General features: G+C 63.4%; 14 protein-coding genes. 6 read left to right on the forward strand and 8 right to left on the reverse strand.

The features are described from left to right. Positions 1–210 precede the first annotated feature (210 nt). The 4 genes from DVU_RS01390 to DVU_RS01405 form a co-directional block, all read right to left on the reverse strand. Positions 211–1,350, reverse strand: a complete 1,140-nt coding sequence (locus DVU_RS01390) for a glycosyltransferase (protein ID WP_010937589.1) — start codon at positions 1,348–1,350, stop codon at positions 211–213. 104 nt (positions 1,351–1,454) lie between these two features. Further along, on the reverse strand, positions 1,455–2,846 hold the full coding sequence (locus DVU_RS01395) for a sugar transferase (protein WP_223295125.1): 1,392 nt from the start codon (positions 2,844–2,846) through the stop codon (positions 1,455–1,457). 281 nt (positions 2,847–3,127) lie between these two features. Next, entirely contained in the window at positions 3,128–4,306 is a 1,179-nt protein-coding gene (gene mutY / locus DVU_RS01400) for an A/G-specific adenine glycosylase (RefSeq protein ID WP_014524209.1), read from the reverse strand. Between the two features lie 277 nt (positions 4,307–4,583). Next, positions 4,584–6,323, reverse strand: a complete 1,740-nt coding sequence (locus DVU_RS01405; RefSeq protein ID WP_014524210.1) for an FAD-dependent oxidoreductase — start codon at positions 6,321–6,323, stop codon at positions 4,584–4,586. Positions 6,324–6,584: 261 nt separating this feature from the next. Between DVU_RS01405 and DVU_RS01410 the strand changes: the two genes are divergently transcribed. From DVU_RS01410 to DVU_RS01425, 4 genes are all read left to right on the forward strand, one after another. Continuing rightward, positions 6,585–7,091, forward strand: a complete 507-nt coding sequence (locus DVU_RS01410) for a peptidylprolyl isomerase (protein ID WP_010937593.1) — start codon at positions 6,585–6,587, stop codon at positions 7,089–7,091. A gap of 187 nt (positions 7,092–7,278) precedes the next feature. Beyond that, positions 7,279–7,920, forward strand: a complete 642-nt coding sequence (hisH, locus tag DVU_RS01415) for an imidazole glycerol phosphate synthase subunit HisH (RefSeq protein WP_010937594.1) — start codon at positions 7,279–7,281, stop codon at positions 7,918–7,920. Further along, complete coding sequence (gene hisF, locus DVU_RS01420; protein ID WP_010937595.1) at positions 7,910–8,689, forward strand: imidazole glycerol phosphate synthase subunit HisF; 780 nt, start codon at positions 7,910–7,912, stop codon at positions 8,687–8,689. The genes hisH and hisF overlap by 11 nt, the downstream gene beginning before the upstream one ends. A gap of 100 nt (positions 8,690–8,789) precedes the next feature. Further along, positions 8,790–9,542: a class I SAM-dependent methyltransferase gene (locus DVU_RS01425; RefSeq protein WP_223295126.1), complete on the forward strand. Its 753-nt coding sequence runs from the start codon at positions 8,790–8,792 to the stop codon at positions 9,540–9,542. Between the two features lie 222 nt (positions 9,543–9,764). Here DVU_RS01425 and moaC read toward each other — a convergent pair whose 3' ends face one another. The 4 genes from moaC to DVU_RS01450 form a co-directional block, all read right to left on the reverse strand. Further along, on the reverse strand, positions 9,765–10,250 hold the full coding sequence (gene moaC, locus DVU_RS01435) for a cyclic pyranopterin monophosphate synthase MoaC (protein WP_223295154.1): 486 nt from the start codon (positions 10,248–10,250) through the stop codon (positions 9,765–9,767). A gap of 156 nt (positions 10,251–10,406) precedes the next feature. Further along, the gene (locus DVU_RS01440) at positions 10,407–11,015 is read right to left on the reverse strand and encodes a lipoprotein (RefSeq protein ID WP_010937597.1); all 609 of its coding nucleotides are present in this window, start codon (positions 11,013–11,015) and stop codon (positions 10,407–10,409) included. A gap of 24 nt (positions 11,016–11,039) precedes the next feature. Then, entirely contained in the window at positions 11,040–12,104 is a 1,065-nt protein-coding gene (locus DVU_RS01445; protein WP_010937598.1) for an ABC transporter ATP-binding protein, read from the reverse strand. Further along, on the reverse strand, positions 12,089–13,195 hold the full coding sequence (locus tag DVU_RS01450) for a phosphotransferase (protein ID WP_010937599.1): 1,107 nt from the start codon (positions 13,193–13,195) through the stop codon (positions 12,089–12,091). The genes DVU_RS01445 and DVU_RS01450 overlap by 16 nt, the downstream gene beginning before the upstream one ends. 385 nt (positions 13,196–13,580) lie before the next feature. On the opposite strand from DVU_RS01450, the gene DVU_RS01455 reads away from it, so the two are divergent. Beyond that, on the forward strand, positions 13,581–13,922 hold the full coding sequence (locus tag DVU_RS01455) for a TraR/DksA family transcriptional regulator (RefSeq protein WP_010937600.1): 342 nt from the start codon (positions 13,581–13,583) through the stop codon (positions 13,920–13,922). A gap of 388 nt (positions 13,923–14,310) precedes the next feature. After that, positions 14,311–16,140, forward strand: a complete 1,830-nt coding sequence (locus DVU_RS01460) for a glycosyltransferase family A protein (RefSeq protein ID WP_014524214.1) — start codon at positions 14,311–14,313, stop codon at positions 16,138–16,140. The last annotated feature ends 143 nt before the right edge of the window (positions 16,141–16,283 follow it).

The raw sequence follows: 16,283 nt of genomic DNA on the forward strand, positions 1-16,283 counted from the left end.
GTAGGCGTGCGCCGGATACCGCGCGCCGGATGCCGTGTACTGAAAGACGTGCGGTGGCTGGCGTGAGTGACACGATGGGGGATGACGGCGTCGGCCCAGTGACGAGAACGCTGTTTGCAATGTGTGATGGGGCTTGGGGAGGCGGTCTGTCGCAGACGCACGTGCGGAAGAAAGGCAGGGGCGTACCACAGAAGTACGCAGAAGGGCGGACTATCCCCGCACCGCGTGCAGGGCCGCCTCCACTTCGCGGCGGAATTTCCTCTCGAAGACCGACGTGTCGAACGTTCGTGCATGTCGCCGCAAGCTGTCGGGGACGAAGTCCCTCTCCATCCTCTCATGGCGCATGATGGCATCATGGCAGGCTGTTGCGGTCTGTTCATGAAAGAGAACGCCTGTTTCGCCATCAAGCACGGTCTCCAGCGCGCCGCCCTTGCCGTACGCGATGACGGGACGCCCCGAGGCCATGCATTCCACGGGGACGATACCGAAGTCCTCTTCTCCGGGAAAGAGCAGGGCGCGGCATCCGGCGTACAGGGCGCGAATCTCATCCTGCGTGCGCCACCCGAGGAAGGTGACACCCTCCGGGGCGTTGCGTTCCAGCATGGCACGCTGTTCGCCATCACCCACCACCACCAGTCTGCGCCCCGCCTTCCGGCATGCCTCGATGGCGATGTCCACGCGCTTGTACCCCACAAGTTGTCCGAGGCAGAGGTAGTAGCCGCCTTGTCGGACGATGTCAGCGACTTCGTCATCAGGCAGGTCGGCAACGTCGGGGGCTTGCGTGAACAGGTCGCACTCGACGGGAGGGTGGACAACAGTTGCCTCGCGCCGCCAGTGCTTGGTGATGCGACGCGCCACATTGCGGGAATTGGCGACGAATCTGTCCACGCGTTGTGACGAAGCGACGTCCCATTGGCGCAGATAGTGGAAGAAGATGCGCATGAAGGGCCGCATCAGAGGCGAGGCGTTGTCGAGGTAGTCCTGCTGGAAGTCCCACAGGTAGCGCATGGGGCTGTGGCAGTAACAGACATGGGCTGTGTCGGCGCGAGTGAGGACCCCCTTGGCGGGGCCGGATTCGCTAGAGATGACGAGGTCGTAATCCCGCAGGTCGAACTGTTCGAGGGCAAGCGGCATGAGCGGGAGGTATTTCTGGTAGTGCCGGACACTGCCGGGGAGGCGCTGGATGAACGATGTGCGGATATGGCGTGCCGCCAACATGGAGGAAAGTCTCTCCGGTGCGACGACATGCGTGAAGATGTCTGCCTGCGGGTACATGCGGCACAGGGCCTCGATGACCTTTTCGCCGCCGCGCATCCCCACCAGCCAGTAGTGGACGATGGCTATGCGCATGTTCGTGGGCGGTCTATCCGCCTGTGCAGGCGTCTGTGGCGAGGAGGATGGCGTGGGGCTGTTGCCGTCCGTGCACGATGGACTGCTGTCTCGTGGCGTCGGCATCAGTAGGCCCCGTCGCGATGCAGTACGACCGGAATCGTCCGCGCGATGATCCAGATGTCAAACCATACCGACCAGTTGCTGATATAGTACATGTCGCGCTGCACACGTTCAGGGTAGCTCAGGTTGTTACGACCGCTGACCTGCCATAGCCCGGTGATGCCCGGGCGCACACGCGTGTACGTGGCGAATGCCGCGTCGTACCGCTGCACCTCGGAATCGACGATGGGTCTTGGGCCCACGAGGCTCATGTCGCCGCGCAGCACGTTCCATAGCTGAGGCAATTCGTCGAGACTCGTCTTGCGCAGGAATGCGCCGACACGGGTCACACGCGGGTCGCAGCGAAGTTTATGGTCGCGCCGCCATTCCGCGTCCAATTCCGGCGACTGCTCAAGACATTCCGCGAGTCTTGTGTCGGCGTCGTTGTACATGGTGCGAAATTTGAGGATGTCGAAGTGGTATCCATCGCGCCCGATGCGTCGTTGCGTGAACAAGGCGGGGCCGGGTGTCTCAAGGCGGATGCACAGCGCGATGACCGCCATGACGGGTAGAATCAGGGGTAGCGCCAGAGTGGTGGCGATGAGGTCGAGGGTGCGTTTGACCGTGAGTCTTCGCGGGTCGAGCAGATTCTGGCGCACCATGAGGCCAGGCAGGCCTCCGATTTCGATGGGGGATAGCCATATGTTGCCGGTGGACATGGTGGAAGAGCGCAGGAGAATCACACTGCAGAAGAGGCGGGAAAGGTGTTCGACAAGGTGTGCCCGGTCGGCTTCGTCATAACTCTCCATGACGACAATCGCGTAGGCTTCAGGGTGACCTGCGGCGTACTGCCGTGTGGTCTCGGCGTCGAAGGCCGGCAGGCAGCCGAAATCATGGCATGTGGAATGCTCGGCGGAGACGATGGCGACGGGCTCAAGGCCCAGAGAGGGGGATGAAAGCAGGATATGCGCCAGCGGTTGCACATGGTGGGGCTTGCCGAAGAGAAGCGCCGGGGCCGCCCAGCCCCGGTGGCGGGCCATGCGCTGCCGGACGAGGTGTCGTGCGACGGGCACTGCCACGAGACTTACGAGCCCTGCAAGGGCGAAGGTCAGGCGAGAGTACAATTCACCGCCGCGGGTGAAGAAGATGAAGATGGCGATGGCAAGGTAGGTACAGCACGTGGCGAGTGAAAGGCGTTTGAGTTCGCACGGCGGCGGGAGGGGGACGCTCTGGTAGAGGCCCATGGCGAAGCTGGCTGCGGGGAAGAGCAGCAGAAAGGGTAAAAGACGAAGGTAGTGCGTGGGGTCGAGGTAGCCGTCGAACGCGTGGCGCAGAAGTCCGACACCGATAGCCGTGCCAAGGATGACTGCCATGTCTGTCAGAAAGAGCGTCACCGCTACGGTGTGCCGAGACATGACGTGATTCTCGACAAATTTCTTCAGAAACGAAAGCACCATGCTCAAGTTTGTACATGCGCTGAATGGATATGACAAGTATCTTGGGTATCTGATATGTCGTAAAATGATGTATAGTTGAGGCCTAACATCCTGAGCATTATATTCTTTGTATTATACTAGGCGTGATGAGGGATGTGTTTTTAAAGCAATTGTCAAATACCGTTTGAAATGCCTTCACGAAAAAAAGCCCCTATGTGCGGGGCTTTACAGGCGAAATGTCGGGCGTGAGCGACCGGGGCTCACAGCCCTGCGAAGCGCAGGTCCGCGGCAAGCAGGTCCGCCAGCTTGCGATGGCCAGCGGGCAGGGTGAGGGCGTCGATATCTGCCAATGTGGCCCATCGATGGTCGGTGGCGGCAGTGATGACGGGATGTTCAGGGGGGGCGCTACGGCTGCTGGCGTCGATGTGCAGCAGATAGCAGTGCAGTACCACCCTGTAGGTCGTGTAGCCATGCCGGATGACAGCCAGTTTGTCCGTGGGGCGCACGGCGAAGTCCGTCTCTTCGCGGAATTCGCGGATGATGGCCTCTTCCGGTGTCTCTCCCGGTTCGATGCGCCCGCCGGGGAATTCCCAGAATCCGGCCCAGACTCCGGTGTCGGGGCGACGTTGCACGAAGATGCGGCCTTCATGGACGAGTACTCCCGAGACCACATCCAGCGGGACGATGGGCTGTCTGCGGCCCGGCACAGGGCGTTCATGCGGAATGCCAAGATGGAGGCTTTCGCAGAATCGTGCCACCGGGCAGGCTGTGCAGTCGGGCTTCTTACGGCAGACGAGGGCGCCAAGTTCCATGAGGGCCTGATTGAAGTCGCGGGCGCGGCCCTTGGGCAGGGTGCGTGCCGTCAGCATGCGGATGCGTGTGGCTGCCGTCTTCTCACGCACCGGGGTGTCGATGTCGAACACCCTTGAAAAGACGCGTTCCACATTGCCGTCTACGGCGATGACGTCGTGGTTGAAGGCGATGCTGGCGATGGCACCCGCCGTATAGGGGCCGATACCGGGCAGGGCACGGATGGCATCGGGCAGGTCGGGGAAGATGCCATCGTGCTGTTCCATGATGACACGCGCCGCCGCTTGCAGATTGCGTACACGGCGGTAGTAGCCGAGTCCCTCCCATGCCTTGAGCAGGTCGGCTTCAGGTGCTGTGGCCACGCTTGCCACGTCGGGAAAGCGTTCCATCCAGCGCAGGTAGTAGTCCACGCCGCGCTCCATCTGCGTCTGCTGGAGCATGATTTCCGAAATCCATACACCGTAGGGGGTGTAATGCTCACGCCACGGCAGGGGTCTGCGGGCGGCGGCGAACCAGTCGAGAAGGGCCTTGGCGAAGGCGTCGTATTCGTGCTGCGGGGCGTTGTCGTGCATGGTGCGGGTGTAGCGCAGGGGCGTGCTACCGGCAAGCCCGGCGGGTGTGCTGCGCATAGCATGAATCATAACGTATAGAAGTCTCGCACGTTACGGTGCTCGAATGCAGGAACGGCGAAGGCGTGCATTCGCCTTCGCCGTTCCGTCATGGCACGTTCAGGGTGCGTATGGTCTTGCCGGAGTTTCTTGCAGCAGAACAGCGTGTATGCCGTAGGCGCCTGCATGGCGGCGCACTGCCGCTGCGCAGGGCTGCCTCCACCCCGGTGAACGAGTCGTCACAGGCAACTCACCTCGTGTGTCGCCGCTATTGGCGTCCGGTGGCCCTGGCGTTCCGCTACGCGCTCTTGTCCTTCTTCCAGCGGGGCTGTTGCAGGTCTTCGAACGCGGACAGGGCCGCCGTGGCACCTGACCCGACTGCCGTGACGATTTGCCGAACGCCGCCGATGACGTCGCCCGCCGCGTACACGCGAGGGATGTTGGTGCGCATGTGTCTGTCCACCTTGATGGAACCGTCCGGTTCAAGGTCGACCCCGAGGTCGGCAGCCTGTTCGCTGTTGGGTACATGGCCGATGGCCACGAACACGCCATCGAACGGCACGTCGCGCGTCTCGCCGGTCTTGGTGTCGCGCAGGCGCACGCCGCGCACTTCGGTGTCGCCCATGACCTCTTCGACCACGGCGTTCCAGATGACAGGGATGCCCTCACGCGTGAGCGAGTCCTGCAAGGCCTTCTCCGCCCTGAAGGTGTCACGCCTGTGGATGACGGTGACCTCGACGCCGAGGTTGCGCAGGTGCAGCGCGTCGGTGAGGGCCGTATTGCCTCCGCCCACCACGGCGACCTTGCGCCCGCGGTACACGAAGCCGTCGCACGAGGCGCAGTAAGAGACGCCCTTGCCGTAGAACCTGTCTTCGCCGGGGACGTCCAGCTTGCGCCATTGCGCCCCGGTGGCGAAGAGTACCGCCCGCGCGAGGAAGACGTTGCGCGGGGTGTGTACTTCGATGCGCCTTCCCAGCTTGATGTCGTCGACACCCTCGTTCTCGCGGATGGTGGCGTACTGGCGGGCGTGTGACGAGAGCACCTCGACCAGCTTGATGCCTGCGATGTCGGCGAAGCCAGGGTAGTTCTCCACGACGGGTGTCACGGTGACCTGTCCGCCCACGATGCCCTTGTCGAGCACCACGGTGGCAAGACCGCTACGTTCGGCGTAGATGGCTGCGGAAAGACCCGCGGGGCCTGCCCCCAGTACGAGGAGGTCTGTCTCCGTCACCTCCACGCCTGCGTCCGAACCTGCGCCCTGACCTGTTCCTGCGCCGTGGGCACCGCCCTTGGCGGCATGTTCGTTCAGCCAGCGTTCGGCGTCCTTCAGGGCCACGAGCTCGACGACGAAGCGTTCTTCGGGCATGAGACCGATGCCCTTGTAGGACTCATCGAACTGGGTATGCGGGACCGACCCGACGCCGTATCGGGCCGAGAGGTCGGGGAATTCGTCGGCGTTGACGCACTCGGCGGAGACGAGGTCGGGCCGTTCGATGGCGCACTTGATGGCGTTGGCGCACTGGGCAGGGCAGTATGGGCAGCCGGGCGACGAGAACACGCGTGGCGACCGCGCCCCGTCCAGCTGGGCGAGGATGGTCTTCGCGGCTTGCGACAGGCCAGACGTGCGCGCCGAGACGAGGAAGATGGCTTCGATGAAGGCCCTTGCCTCTTCGCCCAGCGGTGCCCCGGTGAAGCGGATGCGGTATTCTTCGGGGTTGAACAGCAGCGTGGGCGAGAGTGTCACCCCGCGCTTGCGCGCCATATCCGAGTCGAGGCCATGGAAGGCAGGCTTGATGCGCGGTGCCAGCAGAGCGAGGTCGGCCACGAAACGGCGGGCGTAGTCGTCGAAGAGGTTCTTGGGGTCGCCTCCGGTGTAGACCTCGATGGTCACGTCGCCGGGCAGTCCGGCGAAGACCTTCTGCAACTGGTCACGCCCTTCTTCGGGGATGAGCCATTCATGGGCTTCTGGAGTGGGCGTTTGCGTCTGCGTATCCGCAGCCTGTGCCGCGGTCTCTTTTTTCTTGAACAATCCGCTCATGGTGAAGACTCCTGTTGAACGGTGAGAGGACATTGCCATGCCCATAGCATGGAGTAAGCATCGCGCACAACGCGTAAAGGGCCTGATGCGCTTTGTGCTTGCCTTTCGCCTCCGATGTCGGCAAAGCGGGGGTAACGCCGCCACCGTGCCCCGCCCCGTTTGCGGGGCGTATGCCATGAACATGCGGCCCTTCCGGTGCAGTGGCGCAGGGCGGGGCGCAGGGCCGCGCGGCGCATACACCAGCACCTGAAGGAGCCACGCATGAGCAATCCCATGATCCTTATGGAGACCTCGTCCGGCGACATCCTCGTCGAACTTTTCGCAGACAAGGCCCCCGCCACGGTCGAGAACTTTCTCGCGTATGTGGATGAAGGGTTCTACAAGAACACGGTGTTCCACCGCGTCATCAAGGACTTCATGATTCAGGGCGGCGGCTACACCGTGCGCATGGACGAGAAGCCCACCCGTGCACCCGTGCGCAACGAGGCCGACAACGGCCTGAAGAACCTGCGCGGCACCCTCGCCATGGCGCGTACCGCCGAACCGCACAGCGCTGCTGCCCAGTTCTTCATCAACACCGTCGACAACGAAGACCTCGACCACACCGCCCCCACTGACGAAGGCTACGGCTACTGCGTCTTCGGACAGGTGGTGGAGGGCCTTGAGATTGTGGACAAGATTCAGAAGGTGAAGACCAAGCCGCAGGGCATCCACTCCGACTGTCCGGTGGACATGGTGGTCATCACTGGCATGAGTCGCTTCGACTAGGACGGCCCTGCCATCTGTGTGATCGACATTACGGGACGCCTTCGGGCGTCCCGCTGTCGTTCCGGGGTGCATGCCGTCGTCAGCCGCGCCCCGCGAACGGCGTGATGGCCCATGCCATGCTTGCGGCGACGGCCTCGCGCTGCTACTCAATCGCAAGCATCAACCACCCCACCAGCGAGGAGGACCCATGCTCGCGATTCTCGACTACAAGGCGGGCAACCAGACCAGTGTCCGCCGGGCACTGGACCATCTGGGCATCCCTTGCGTCATCACCGCCGACCCCGAGGTCATTCAGGGTGCGGCGGGTGTCATCTTCCCCGGCGTGGGGGCGGCAGGGCAGGCCATGAACGAACTGGTCACCACCGGTCTCGACGAGGTGCTGCGCCGTCAGGTTCAGGCGGGCAGGCCCCTGCTGGGCATATGTGTCGGCTGCCAGATCATGCTCGACTACAGTCAGGAGAACGACACCAAGGCGCTCGGCATCATCCCCGGCGAATGCAGGCTGTTCAACCCGGCATGGACGGACGAGGATGGCGCGCCCATCCGCGTGCCGCACATGGGCTGGAACCACATCGTCCAGCGCAGGCCGTGCGAACTGCTGAAGGGCATCGAACCGGAGGCGGAGTTCTACTTCGTGCATAGCTACTACCCGGCACCGCCCGAAGAGTACGTCATCGCCACCTGCACCTATGGTGCCGAGTTCTGTGCCATCCATGGCGGGCCGGGCCTTTGGGCCGTGCAGTTCCACCCCGAGAAGAGCGGACGCCCCGGTCTGCGGCTGCTCGCCAACTTCCACAGATACTGCACGGAGGCCGCCGATGCTCAGTAAGCGAATCATCCCCTGCCTCGACGTGCGCGCGGGCAGACTCACCAAGGGCGTGAAGTTCGAGGGCAACGTGGACATCGGCGACCCGGTGGCCACTGCGCGGCGCTACTATGAAGAGGGCGCGGACGAAATCGTCTTCTACGACATCACCGCCTCGCACGAGGACAGGGGCATCTTCCTCGATGTGGTCGAGCGCGTGGCCTCGGAGATATTCATCCCCTTCTCGGTGGGTGGTGGCATCAACACGGTGGACGATATGCGGGCCGTGCTCATGGCAGGTGCCGAGAAGGTCTCTGTCAATTCGGGCGCGGTGAAGACCCCCGACATCATCAGTCAGGGGGCTGCGGCCTTCGGGTCGCAAGCCATCGTGGTGGGCATGGACGTGAAGCAGGTCGAGAAGTCCGCAACCATCCCATCCGGTTATGAGATCGTCATCCACGGCGGGCGCAAGTACATGGGCATGGACGCCATCGAGTGGGCGAAGACGTGCGAGTCGCTGGGCGCAGGTGAACTGTGCGTGAACTCCATCGACGCCGACGGCACCAAGGACGGCTACGAACTGACCCTCACCCGCATGATAAGTGATGCCGTGACCATTCCCGTTATCGCCTCGGGCGGCGCGGGTAGCCCGGAACACATGTACGATGCGCTGACCAGAGGCGGGGCTTCGGCTGCGCTCATCGCCTCCATCGTGCATTACGGCACCTACACCATCCCCGACCTCAAGCGCCGTATCTCCGGCATGGGCGCGAAGATGCGCATGGTGTGGTAGCTCTGTACACCCTGTTCGAGCATAGTGTGTCGCCCCTCTGAAGGTATCGATACAATGAAGAAACAATACTGGATGGCTGTTTATGGGATCAAATGAATTCATGATGTTCTATGAAAGGCTCGTTAGCGAGGGCGGTGATCGTTTGTACTATCAGTTTGGCAACGCAGTGACTGCTTGTCAGTACAAGACCGTCATCGATGTCGCTTCGCAGTATGTCTCAAGGAAGGCGAAAGTGCTCGACTGGTCGTGCGGGAACGGGCATTTTTCGCATTTTTTGACAACGAAGTGTGACAACATTCATGCAACATCTTTTGATGACAATATCAATAGCGTTCTTATGGGGAATCCAAAGTTCTCTTTTAAAAGAATTGAACCTGAAGAGCATACGAAGATGCCGTTCTCTGATGGAGAATTCGATTCGGTGTTCAGCATCGGAGTTCTAGAGCACGTGCATGAAACTGGCGGAGATCAGGTGGCATCGTTGCTTGAGTTGAATAGGATCATCAAGAAAGGTGGGCATTTTCTTTGTTTCCATCTTCCAAATGCACATAGTATTGTAGAAAGAATGGGGCAGTTCGTGCCGCAATGGGTGCGGACGCGATTCCATCTCGGGAGCCCTCATTCGAGGCGATTTTCGCGTGAAAATGTAGTGGCTATGTTGAAGCAGTCAGGTTTTTCAATGGTGGAGTATGGTTTTTATAACCTCATGCCACGCAACAGTATCAATGCCTTGCCGGAAGTGCTCAAGAAAAGTGCGCATTTTGCTGATATATACAACGCAATAGACTCTTTTTTGCAGGCTAATTTCTCTAAGTACAGTACGCAGAGTTATTTTGTAGCCAAAAAGTTATAGTCGCTGTTTTTGAGTCGTCGGAGTCTTTTTTCGCATCGCATCTATTGTGCACTACGGCACCTACACCATACCCGGCCTCAATCGTCGTCTCTCCGGTATGAGCGCGAAGATGCGCATGGTGTGGTAGCTATAAGCCCACGAGACCATGAAAATGAGACCGCCGGACGTCTGCAGGACGTCCGGCGGTTTGTTCTTTGTCAGATTTGCGGGGCGTGAGGAGTCTCATTCCGCCCGGAATGTGCCGCTCTTGCCCCCCGACTTGAAGACGAGACGGCAATCGCGGATGACGATGTCCTTCTGTACCGCCTTGCACATGTCATAGATGGTGGCGGCGGCGGTCTGCGCGGCGATGAGCGCCTCCATCTCGACCCCCGTCTGTCCCGTGGTGCGGACTTCCGCCTCCAGCGCGATGGAGGGCGGGGTGTCGCGTACCTCGAAGCGTACGTCGGCATAGCTGATGGCGAGGGGGTGGCACATGGGAATGAGTTCCGCCGTGCGTTTCGCCGCCATGATGCCGGCTATCTTGGCGGTGGTGAGCACGTCGCCCTTGGGCAGGGCGCGGTGTTTGAGCAGGTCGAGGGTTGCGGCGGAGACCTCCACCACGGCGCGCACGATGGCGGTGCGTTGCGTGGGGTTCTTGTGCCCGACATCGACCATGGTGACGGCCCCGTCTTCTGTCATGTGCGAGAAGGCGGCCCTTTCTTTCACGGGGTCGCCGCAGGTCTCCGGCCCGCAGTCGAGGTCGTGTCCCGCCCGGTCGAGGGGCGAGGTCTCATGGCTTTCGGCGGAGACTCCCTTGCTGCGGTTAGCGTGGCTGTCAGATGTGGCGGAAGTGGTCTTGCGGGGCATGGTGCGCTCCTCGGTTCAGTTCTTCAGGGTCACGCGCTGCGTCTTGCCGCCCTTGACGGTGACGCGCTGCATGAGTCCCACGCCTTGCGGTTTTTTGCGGGCGTTGGTCCAGACGATGCCTGTCGTCACATAGAAGTCCCCGTCCGTCAGGTTACGGAAGGTGAAGTCGCCGCTGTTGTTGCAGTACGTCTGCGGCTGGTCGGCGAGGTAGGCGGGGTCTTCCGTCACCTTCTGGCGCGGCGGTGCGCCGTCACCAAGCGGAAGGACCCCGGACGTGTCATCGCCATAGAGGATGTTCATGCGTTCGCGCGAATACGCAGTGACGGGAATCAGCGTCACGGGGCGACCGGCACAGGTGACGACCTTGCCGTCGTCGGTACGCGCCTCGGCATGACCGGCGATGGTGTTGCGTCCCTTGACCAGCTTTTTGCGGGCCTCTGCCCTGTCATACTGCTGGGTCATGACGGCAGGGGGAGGCGTGCTGCGTGTGGCGGCGGTGCCGCCGTCATGCCGTGAGAGGGCGGGGGGCAGGGAACAGCCCTGCAACAGCAGCAGTGGCAGCAGGAGCATCAGCAATGGCAGCGGGGTGATGACGCAATGGTGTCGGGTCAGGGCGTATCTCATGGTTGCCGACTACCAGAGGCTTCGTCAGGGCACAAGGCCGGGGTGCTCAGTGTCTGCGGATGGGCTTGCCGCTGCATCAGTCGGGGCGGATGTCATGCCCGGAATCTCACGAAGCGAGACGCATAGTCGCGTGCCCGTGGGCGGGGCGTCATCCAGCGTGTGCACAAGAAGCTCTTGTCCCTCCACATCAAGCAGCAACTGCATGACCTGTCCGGTGAAGCGGGCGGAGACGAGTACCGCCGGGCCATCGGCCCATGGGCGTACCGCAAGGGCTTCGGGCCTGTAGAGGCGTAGTCCCTGCATGGTGTCCGCACACGCCGTGGCTGCCGCGGGGGGCGTGTCGATACCAAGCGTACGGCGTGTCGTCTCGTCCAGCACGGTGACCGGGCCAAGGAAACGGGCCGTGGCCTCGTCGGCGGGATGCCGGTAGACATCCAGCGGCGGTGCCAGTTGCGCCAGCGTACCACCAAGCATCACGCCCAGCCTGTCGCCGATGGCGAAGGCCTCTTCGAGGTCGTGGGTGACGGTCACCGTGGCTACGCCGAATCGTCGGACGACGTCGCGTACAAAGGCCGCCATCTCGCCGCGCAACCCCCTGTCGAGGTTGGCGAAGGGTTCGTCCAGCAGAAGGACTGCGGGGTCGCAGACAAGGGCCCGCGCCAGCGCCACACGTTGCCGTTGCCCTGCGGAAAGCTGGGCCGGATAGCGCGATGCCATATGGGCGAGGTCGTCGGTGTCGAGGCGGAAGGCGCGTAGCATGGTGTGGACGCGTTCTTTGAGTGCCGCGCCGCGCACGCCCCGCGCCCGTGGCCCGAAGGCCACGTTCTCGAACACCGAAAGATGCGGGAAGAGCAGATAGTCCTGAAAGACGAGCACCACGCCGCCCCCGTGTCCTTGAGGGGGCGTCACGCGGATGGTGCCCTCGTCGGGCGCGTCCAGTCCGGCGATACAGCGCAGGAGCGTGGTCTTGCCCACGCCGGACGGCCCCACGAGGCAGACGACTTCGCCCGCGGCGGCGGTGAGGTTCACGTCATGCAGCACTTCGCGTCCGGCGAGAGTGCGGCCCAGACCTTCTACCGCAAGAACCACGAGACCTCCGCGAGGTAGCGTTCGATGGTGCGCAGTGTGTCGGGGTGGGCCAGCGGGCGTCGGTCTGTGGCGTATTCCTGCCATGCCATGTAGCACCACGCCAGACCGCGCAGGAGCACCGCCCGCACGAGCACGTCGGTACGCACGGCAAGGGCGTCGAGGTCGGGGACGTCTGGTGCCATGTCGCCGTGCGGTTGACCGCCGGGGGCGTCGGGCGCAGTCGTGTGGAACGCGGCCTCGTGAGTGACGCCCTCTGCGGTGTCGGTGGTGTCGAAATGGCAGTCGGCCACCGTCTCACGTCCGGCAAGGCGGGTCAGCGCGTCGCGGTAGGCTGCGAGAAAGCGCCTGCGGTCGGCTTCATCCAGTACCGTGTCCGTCTTCCACAGTGTGGTGGTGGGGGCGAGAAAGTGCCCCAGATCCTGATAGCGAGGTGTGACCACGGCCTTCTCCCAGTCCACGAGGCGGGCCACGCCATCGTGCACGAGAAAATTGCCCGAATTGACCTCCGTGTTGGCGATGACCTGCCGTTCACCCTCGAACAGGGCGCGGGTGTCTTCGCCGAGGCGTACCACGCGCTCATGGTAGCGCAGTAACGCATCACGCACGTCGGTACGGGGGTGGTCGGGAAAGCGGTGGATGAGCCGCAGTCCGTCGGCGGCGATGTCGGCCACGGGGTCGGGTTGGCGCAAGAGCGGACAGCCTCGCGGCACGACCACGGAATGGACGGCTGCGAAGGTGTGTGCTGCGGCTTCAAGGTCGGTGCGATAGTCGAGTGGGCGTCCCGGCAGGTATTCCATGAGCAGCGCACCGCCTGAAAGGTGGCGGGGGCGCGACTTCACACGCAGGGCGCGCGGGGTGACGCCGGAAGGATGGACAGCACGCAGCACGGCGTATTCATAGCCGATCTGGTCGGCAAAGCGCAGCTGGCTGCCGTGATTGACGCGCAGCACCTCGTCACGCCCTTCATGACGGATGCGCCAGTTCTCGTTGTATTCTCCGGCAGCGAGAAAACTGATGGCAGAAGCGGGCACGGGCGTAGCGTACCACGCCATGTGTTCGAGAAAGCGTTGTACGGTCTCGATGGTTTCCATGGCGGCCTCCTTGCGGGGCGCTACGCGCCCGGTGCCGCACAGTGTTACAGCAACGGCGGAGGCGTCGCAATGCCGGATGGCCGCGCGGGGCGCCTCGACTGGCATGGGATGCCTGTCTGGCGTGGATGGCGCGTGGCGTGTGGCTGTGGGCTGTGGTCCATGGCGGCAGGCATGACGTGCCACACATGGTGCCGCTTTGCTGATGGGAAGAGGACGAGGTATGCAACCGGGTATGCAGCCGGGCATACCGCCGGACAGGGTGTCGGGCGGGGTTTCGGTATCTAGGGGTTGGAAATCACGGCGAAATGGGGTAGGCCTGTGTTTCCGGTCAGAAATCCGTATCCCGAACACCCTCAACGCAAAAGCCGTCGCCGGTCCTTCCATCATGACCTCCGAACAGAAGCAACAGCTCAGGGACAAGGTAGGCCGTGAGATCGAACGCCTCACGCGCGATATCGAAGCCCTGAAGGAACTCACCCGCCCGGTGCCCCCGGGTGCGGACAGTCTGGATGAAGTCTCTCGCATGGATGCCATCCAGAACAAGAGCGTCAATGAAGTGGCCCTCGCCACGGCACGCAAGCGTCTCGCCGGACTGGAATACGCGGTGAAGCGCCTTGGCGACGACGACCCCGAATACGGGTACTGCGTGGAATGTGGCGAAGCCATTCCCTTCGCTCGCCTGATGTCCATGCCCGAAGCGAGCCGCTGCGTGAACTGCGCCGAATAGCCTGCGCGGTTCCGGTATTCCCCGATGCCAGCCCCGACCGGCCTAGCCGTGCGGGGTCTTTCATGTCGCCCTGATGGTTCTCAGGCAGCCCGCAGTGGTGCCCCGTCACGGCGTATCCCCCGTTGCGTTTCGTGGTGAACGGCGTGCACGCCGTCGCGCCTGCCTCTCCGTTGTCCGGTCTGTGCGCCGCCCGGCCTCTTTCGCGTCCCGCCTCGCCTTAGCAGCCACCCGTCGCCTAGCCATCGCGAGGGCATGTCGGCATGATGCCAGACATGTCCACCAGATGTGCGCGCCAGACGTGCGCACCAGACGTGCCCGTCAGCCCGCTACGGCGTGCCTTTCCGCTGGTGTCCCCCTGTGCTACACCCGACAAAACGGTGGAGCCTCCATGTCTGTATCCCTGCTTGCGCACTGGCGCACCCTCGCCCCGTCGATACGTAGCCGACTGCTTCATGGCAGCGTGGGCAGCGCGCATTGTCTGCGTCTCGCCTCGCGCTGTCTCACCGCAGCCGGGGCGTCCGGAGTCGGTAGCGGTGACGCACAGACCGCCTTTCGCCTTGGCCGTGCCCTGCTGCTTGCCGCATGGGAAGAAGACCCCTGCAACGGTCAGTTGGCCTCGCAGGTGCTCGCCCTGCACGGGCGTGTCCCGTGGCTGGGTGAGGCCACTGCACGGTTGCTTGCCGCCGTGGCGGGGGCGTGGCGTGCGCCCGCCGACCTCGGGCCGCTGGAACGACTAGCCGCCGCAGGAGACTGGCAGGGGGCTTTGGGCCTTGCCGCGGGGCATGTCGTACGCGCGGCCGATGCCGGAACCTGCGATCTTTTCTGGTTGCGGCAGGCGTTGGTGTGTGCCGAACTTTCGGGCGATGCGGCTTGGGGTGCAGACCTCGCCGCGCGGGCACTGGGCGATGTCCCGGCACCGGAAATGTTTCGCCGCGGCGGTCTTGCACCGCTTGCAGCGCTGGCCGCCTACCTCGAAGGGTGCCGACTCGCCACGTCAGGCAACGCTGCCGACTTCGCCCGCGCGCTGGGCCTGTTCCGGGGGTGTTCCGCGCTGGTGGGTGACCATGTGACGTCCCCGGAGGGCGCATGGCTGGCACCCTTGGAAAGGGCCGGCCACTGCATGACGCGTCTGGGGGCGCGTGATGGCGCGCTTTCCCTGTGGCGCGTGGTGCTTGCGGCGCGCCCGTGGCATGTGAGTCTCATCCTGCGGGCGCACGATGTGGCGCAGGGGTACGACCAGCCCGCGCCCACCCCGCCGGGAACCACGGCGGCCCTGCTCTATTCGTGGAACAAGGGCGAAGAACTCGATGAAGCACTACAGGCGCTGGCAGCATCGCTGGATGACATCACCGTGGTCGCCTGCCTCGACAACGGTTCCACTGACGCCACGGGCGATGTCATGCGTGTGTGGGGCGACCGCATGGGGCGCGACAGGTTCGTGCCTGTGCGTCTTGCCGTCAACGTGGGGGCCCCGGCTGCCCGCAACTGGCTGATGCAACTGCCGCAGGTGGCGACGTGCGAGTACGCCGCCTATCTCGACGATGACGCCGCCGTGCCCGCCGACTGGCTACGTCACTTCGCCCGTGCCGTGGCCGTGCGGCCCGATGCCGCAGCGTGGGGCTGCCGTGTGGTGGACTGGCATTCGCCTGCACTGGTGCAGTCTGCGGCGTTGCACATGGTGCCCGCTTTCGAGGTGCGCAATGTGGCGGGGGGTGCCGAGGCCGGAACAGGTGAAGACGGCCTGCCCGAAGCAGAAGCCGTCTATGCGCCCACACTGGCGCACGGGCTGCCTTTCACCGTCAGCGACCTGCATTGCCAGACCACCGACCTTGGCAGGTTCGACCACATCCGCCCGTGCGTCTCGGTGACGGGGTGCTGCCATCTCTTCCGTACGCGCGACCTTCTCGCACGCGGCGGGTTCGCGCTCTCTCTTTCGCCGTCGCAGTACGACGACCTCGAACACGATTTGCGCGCCGCCCGTGACGGACGTCTGGCCTGCTATGACGGTTTTTTCGCCGTGCGTCACAAGAAGCGCACCGGCAAGGCCGCCCGCATGTCCGGGGCGCAGTACGGCAACGGGCTGGGCAATCGTTACAAGTTGCACGGCATGTATGATGCGCTCGCCGTGGCCCGCATCCACCGCATGGAACTCGAAGCTCTGGAACAGGATTTGCTTGAACGCATGGCGCGACTCGATGTCCTGCACAGACGGGGCTGAACAGCGGCCCGTTACATGGCGCATCGCCATCCGAAGCCGGTACGCCTCTCTTCGTGAAAGGCTACCCGGGGCTCGGGCGGCGTCATCGGGGCGCCTCGTGCGCGTCGTCTTCAGGGCGGGCGCGGGCATTCCAAGACGATTCT

The organism is Nitratidesulfovibrio vulgaris str. Hildenborough, assembly GCF_000195755.1.
Taxonomy (GTDB): domain Bacteria; phylum Desulfobacterota; class Desulfovibrionia; order Desulfovibrionales; family Desulfovibrionaceae; genus Nitratidesulfovibrio; species Nitratidesulfovibrio vulgaris.

Coding starts and splice junctions, on each gene's coding strand:
- DVU_RS01425 (WP_223295126.1), top strand. CDS start 8,790: ATGATGTTCTATGAAAGGCTCGTTAGCGAGGGCGGTGATCGTTTGTAC.
- DVU_RS01390 (WP_010937589.1), bottom strand. CDS start 1,350: ATGCGCATAGCCATCGTCCACTACTGGCTGGTGGGGATGCGCGGCGGC.
- hisF (WP_010937595.1), top strand. CDS start 7,910: ATGCTCAGTAAGCGAATCATCCCCTGCCTCGACGTGCGCGCGGGCAGA.
- DVU_RS01450 (WP_010937599.1), bottom strand. CDS start 13,195: ATGGAAACCATCGAGACCGTACAACGCTTTCTCGAACACATGGCGTGG.
- DVU_RS01395 (WP_223295125.1), bottom strand. CDS start 2,846: ATGTCTCGGCACACCGTAGCGGTGACGCTCTTTCTGACAGACATGGCA.
- DVU_RS01460 (WP_014524214.1), top strand. CDS start 14,311: ATGTCTGTATCCCTGCTTGCGCACTGGCGCACCCTCGCCCCGTCGATA.
- DVU_RS01440 (WP_010937597.1), bottom strand. CDS start 11,015: ATGAGATACGCCCTGACCCGACACCATTGCGTCATCACCCCGCTGCCA.
- DVU_RS01410 (WP_010937593.1), top strand. CDS start 6,585: ATGAGCAATCCCATGATCCTTATGGAGACCTCGTCCGGCGACATCCTC.
- DVU_RS01405 (WP_014524210.1), bottom strand. CDS start 6,323: ATGAGCGGATTGTTCAAGAAAAAAGAGACCGCGGCACAGGCTGCGGAT.
- hisH (WP_010937594.1), top strand. CDS start 7,279: ATGCTCGCGATTCTCGACTACAAGGCGGGCAACCAGACCAGTGTCCGC.
- DVU_RS01455 (WP_010937600.1), top strand. CDS start 13,581: ATGACCTCCGAACAGAAGCAACAGCTCAGGGACAAGGTAGGCCGTGAG.
- mutY (WP_014524209.1), bottom strand. CDS start 4,306: ATGCGCAGCACACCCGCCGGGCTTGCCGGTAGCACGCCCCTGCGCTAC.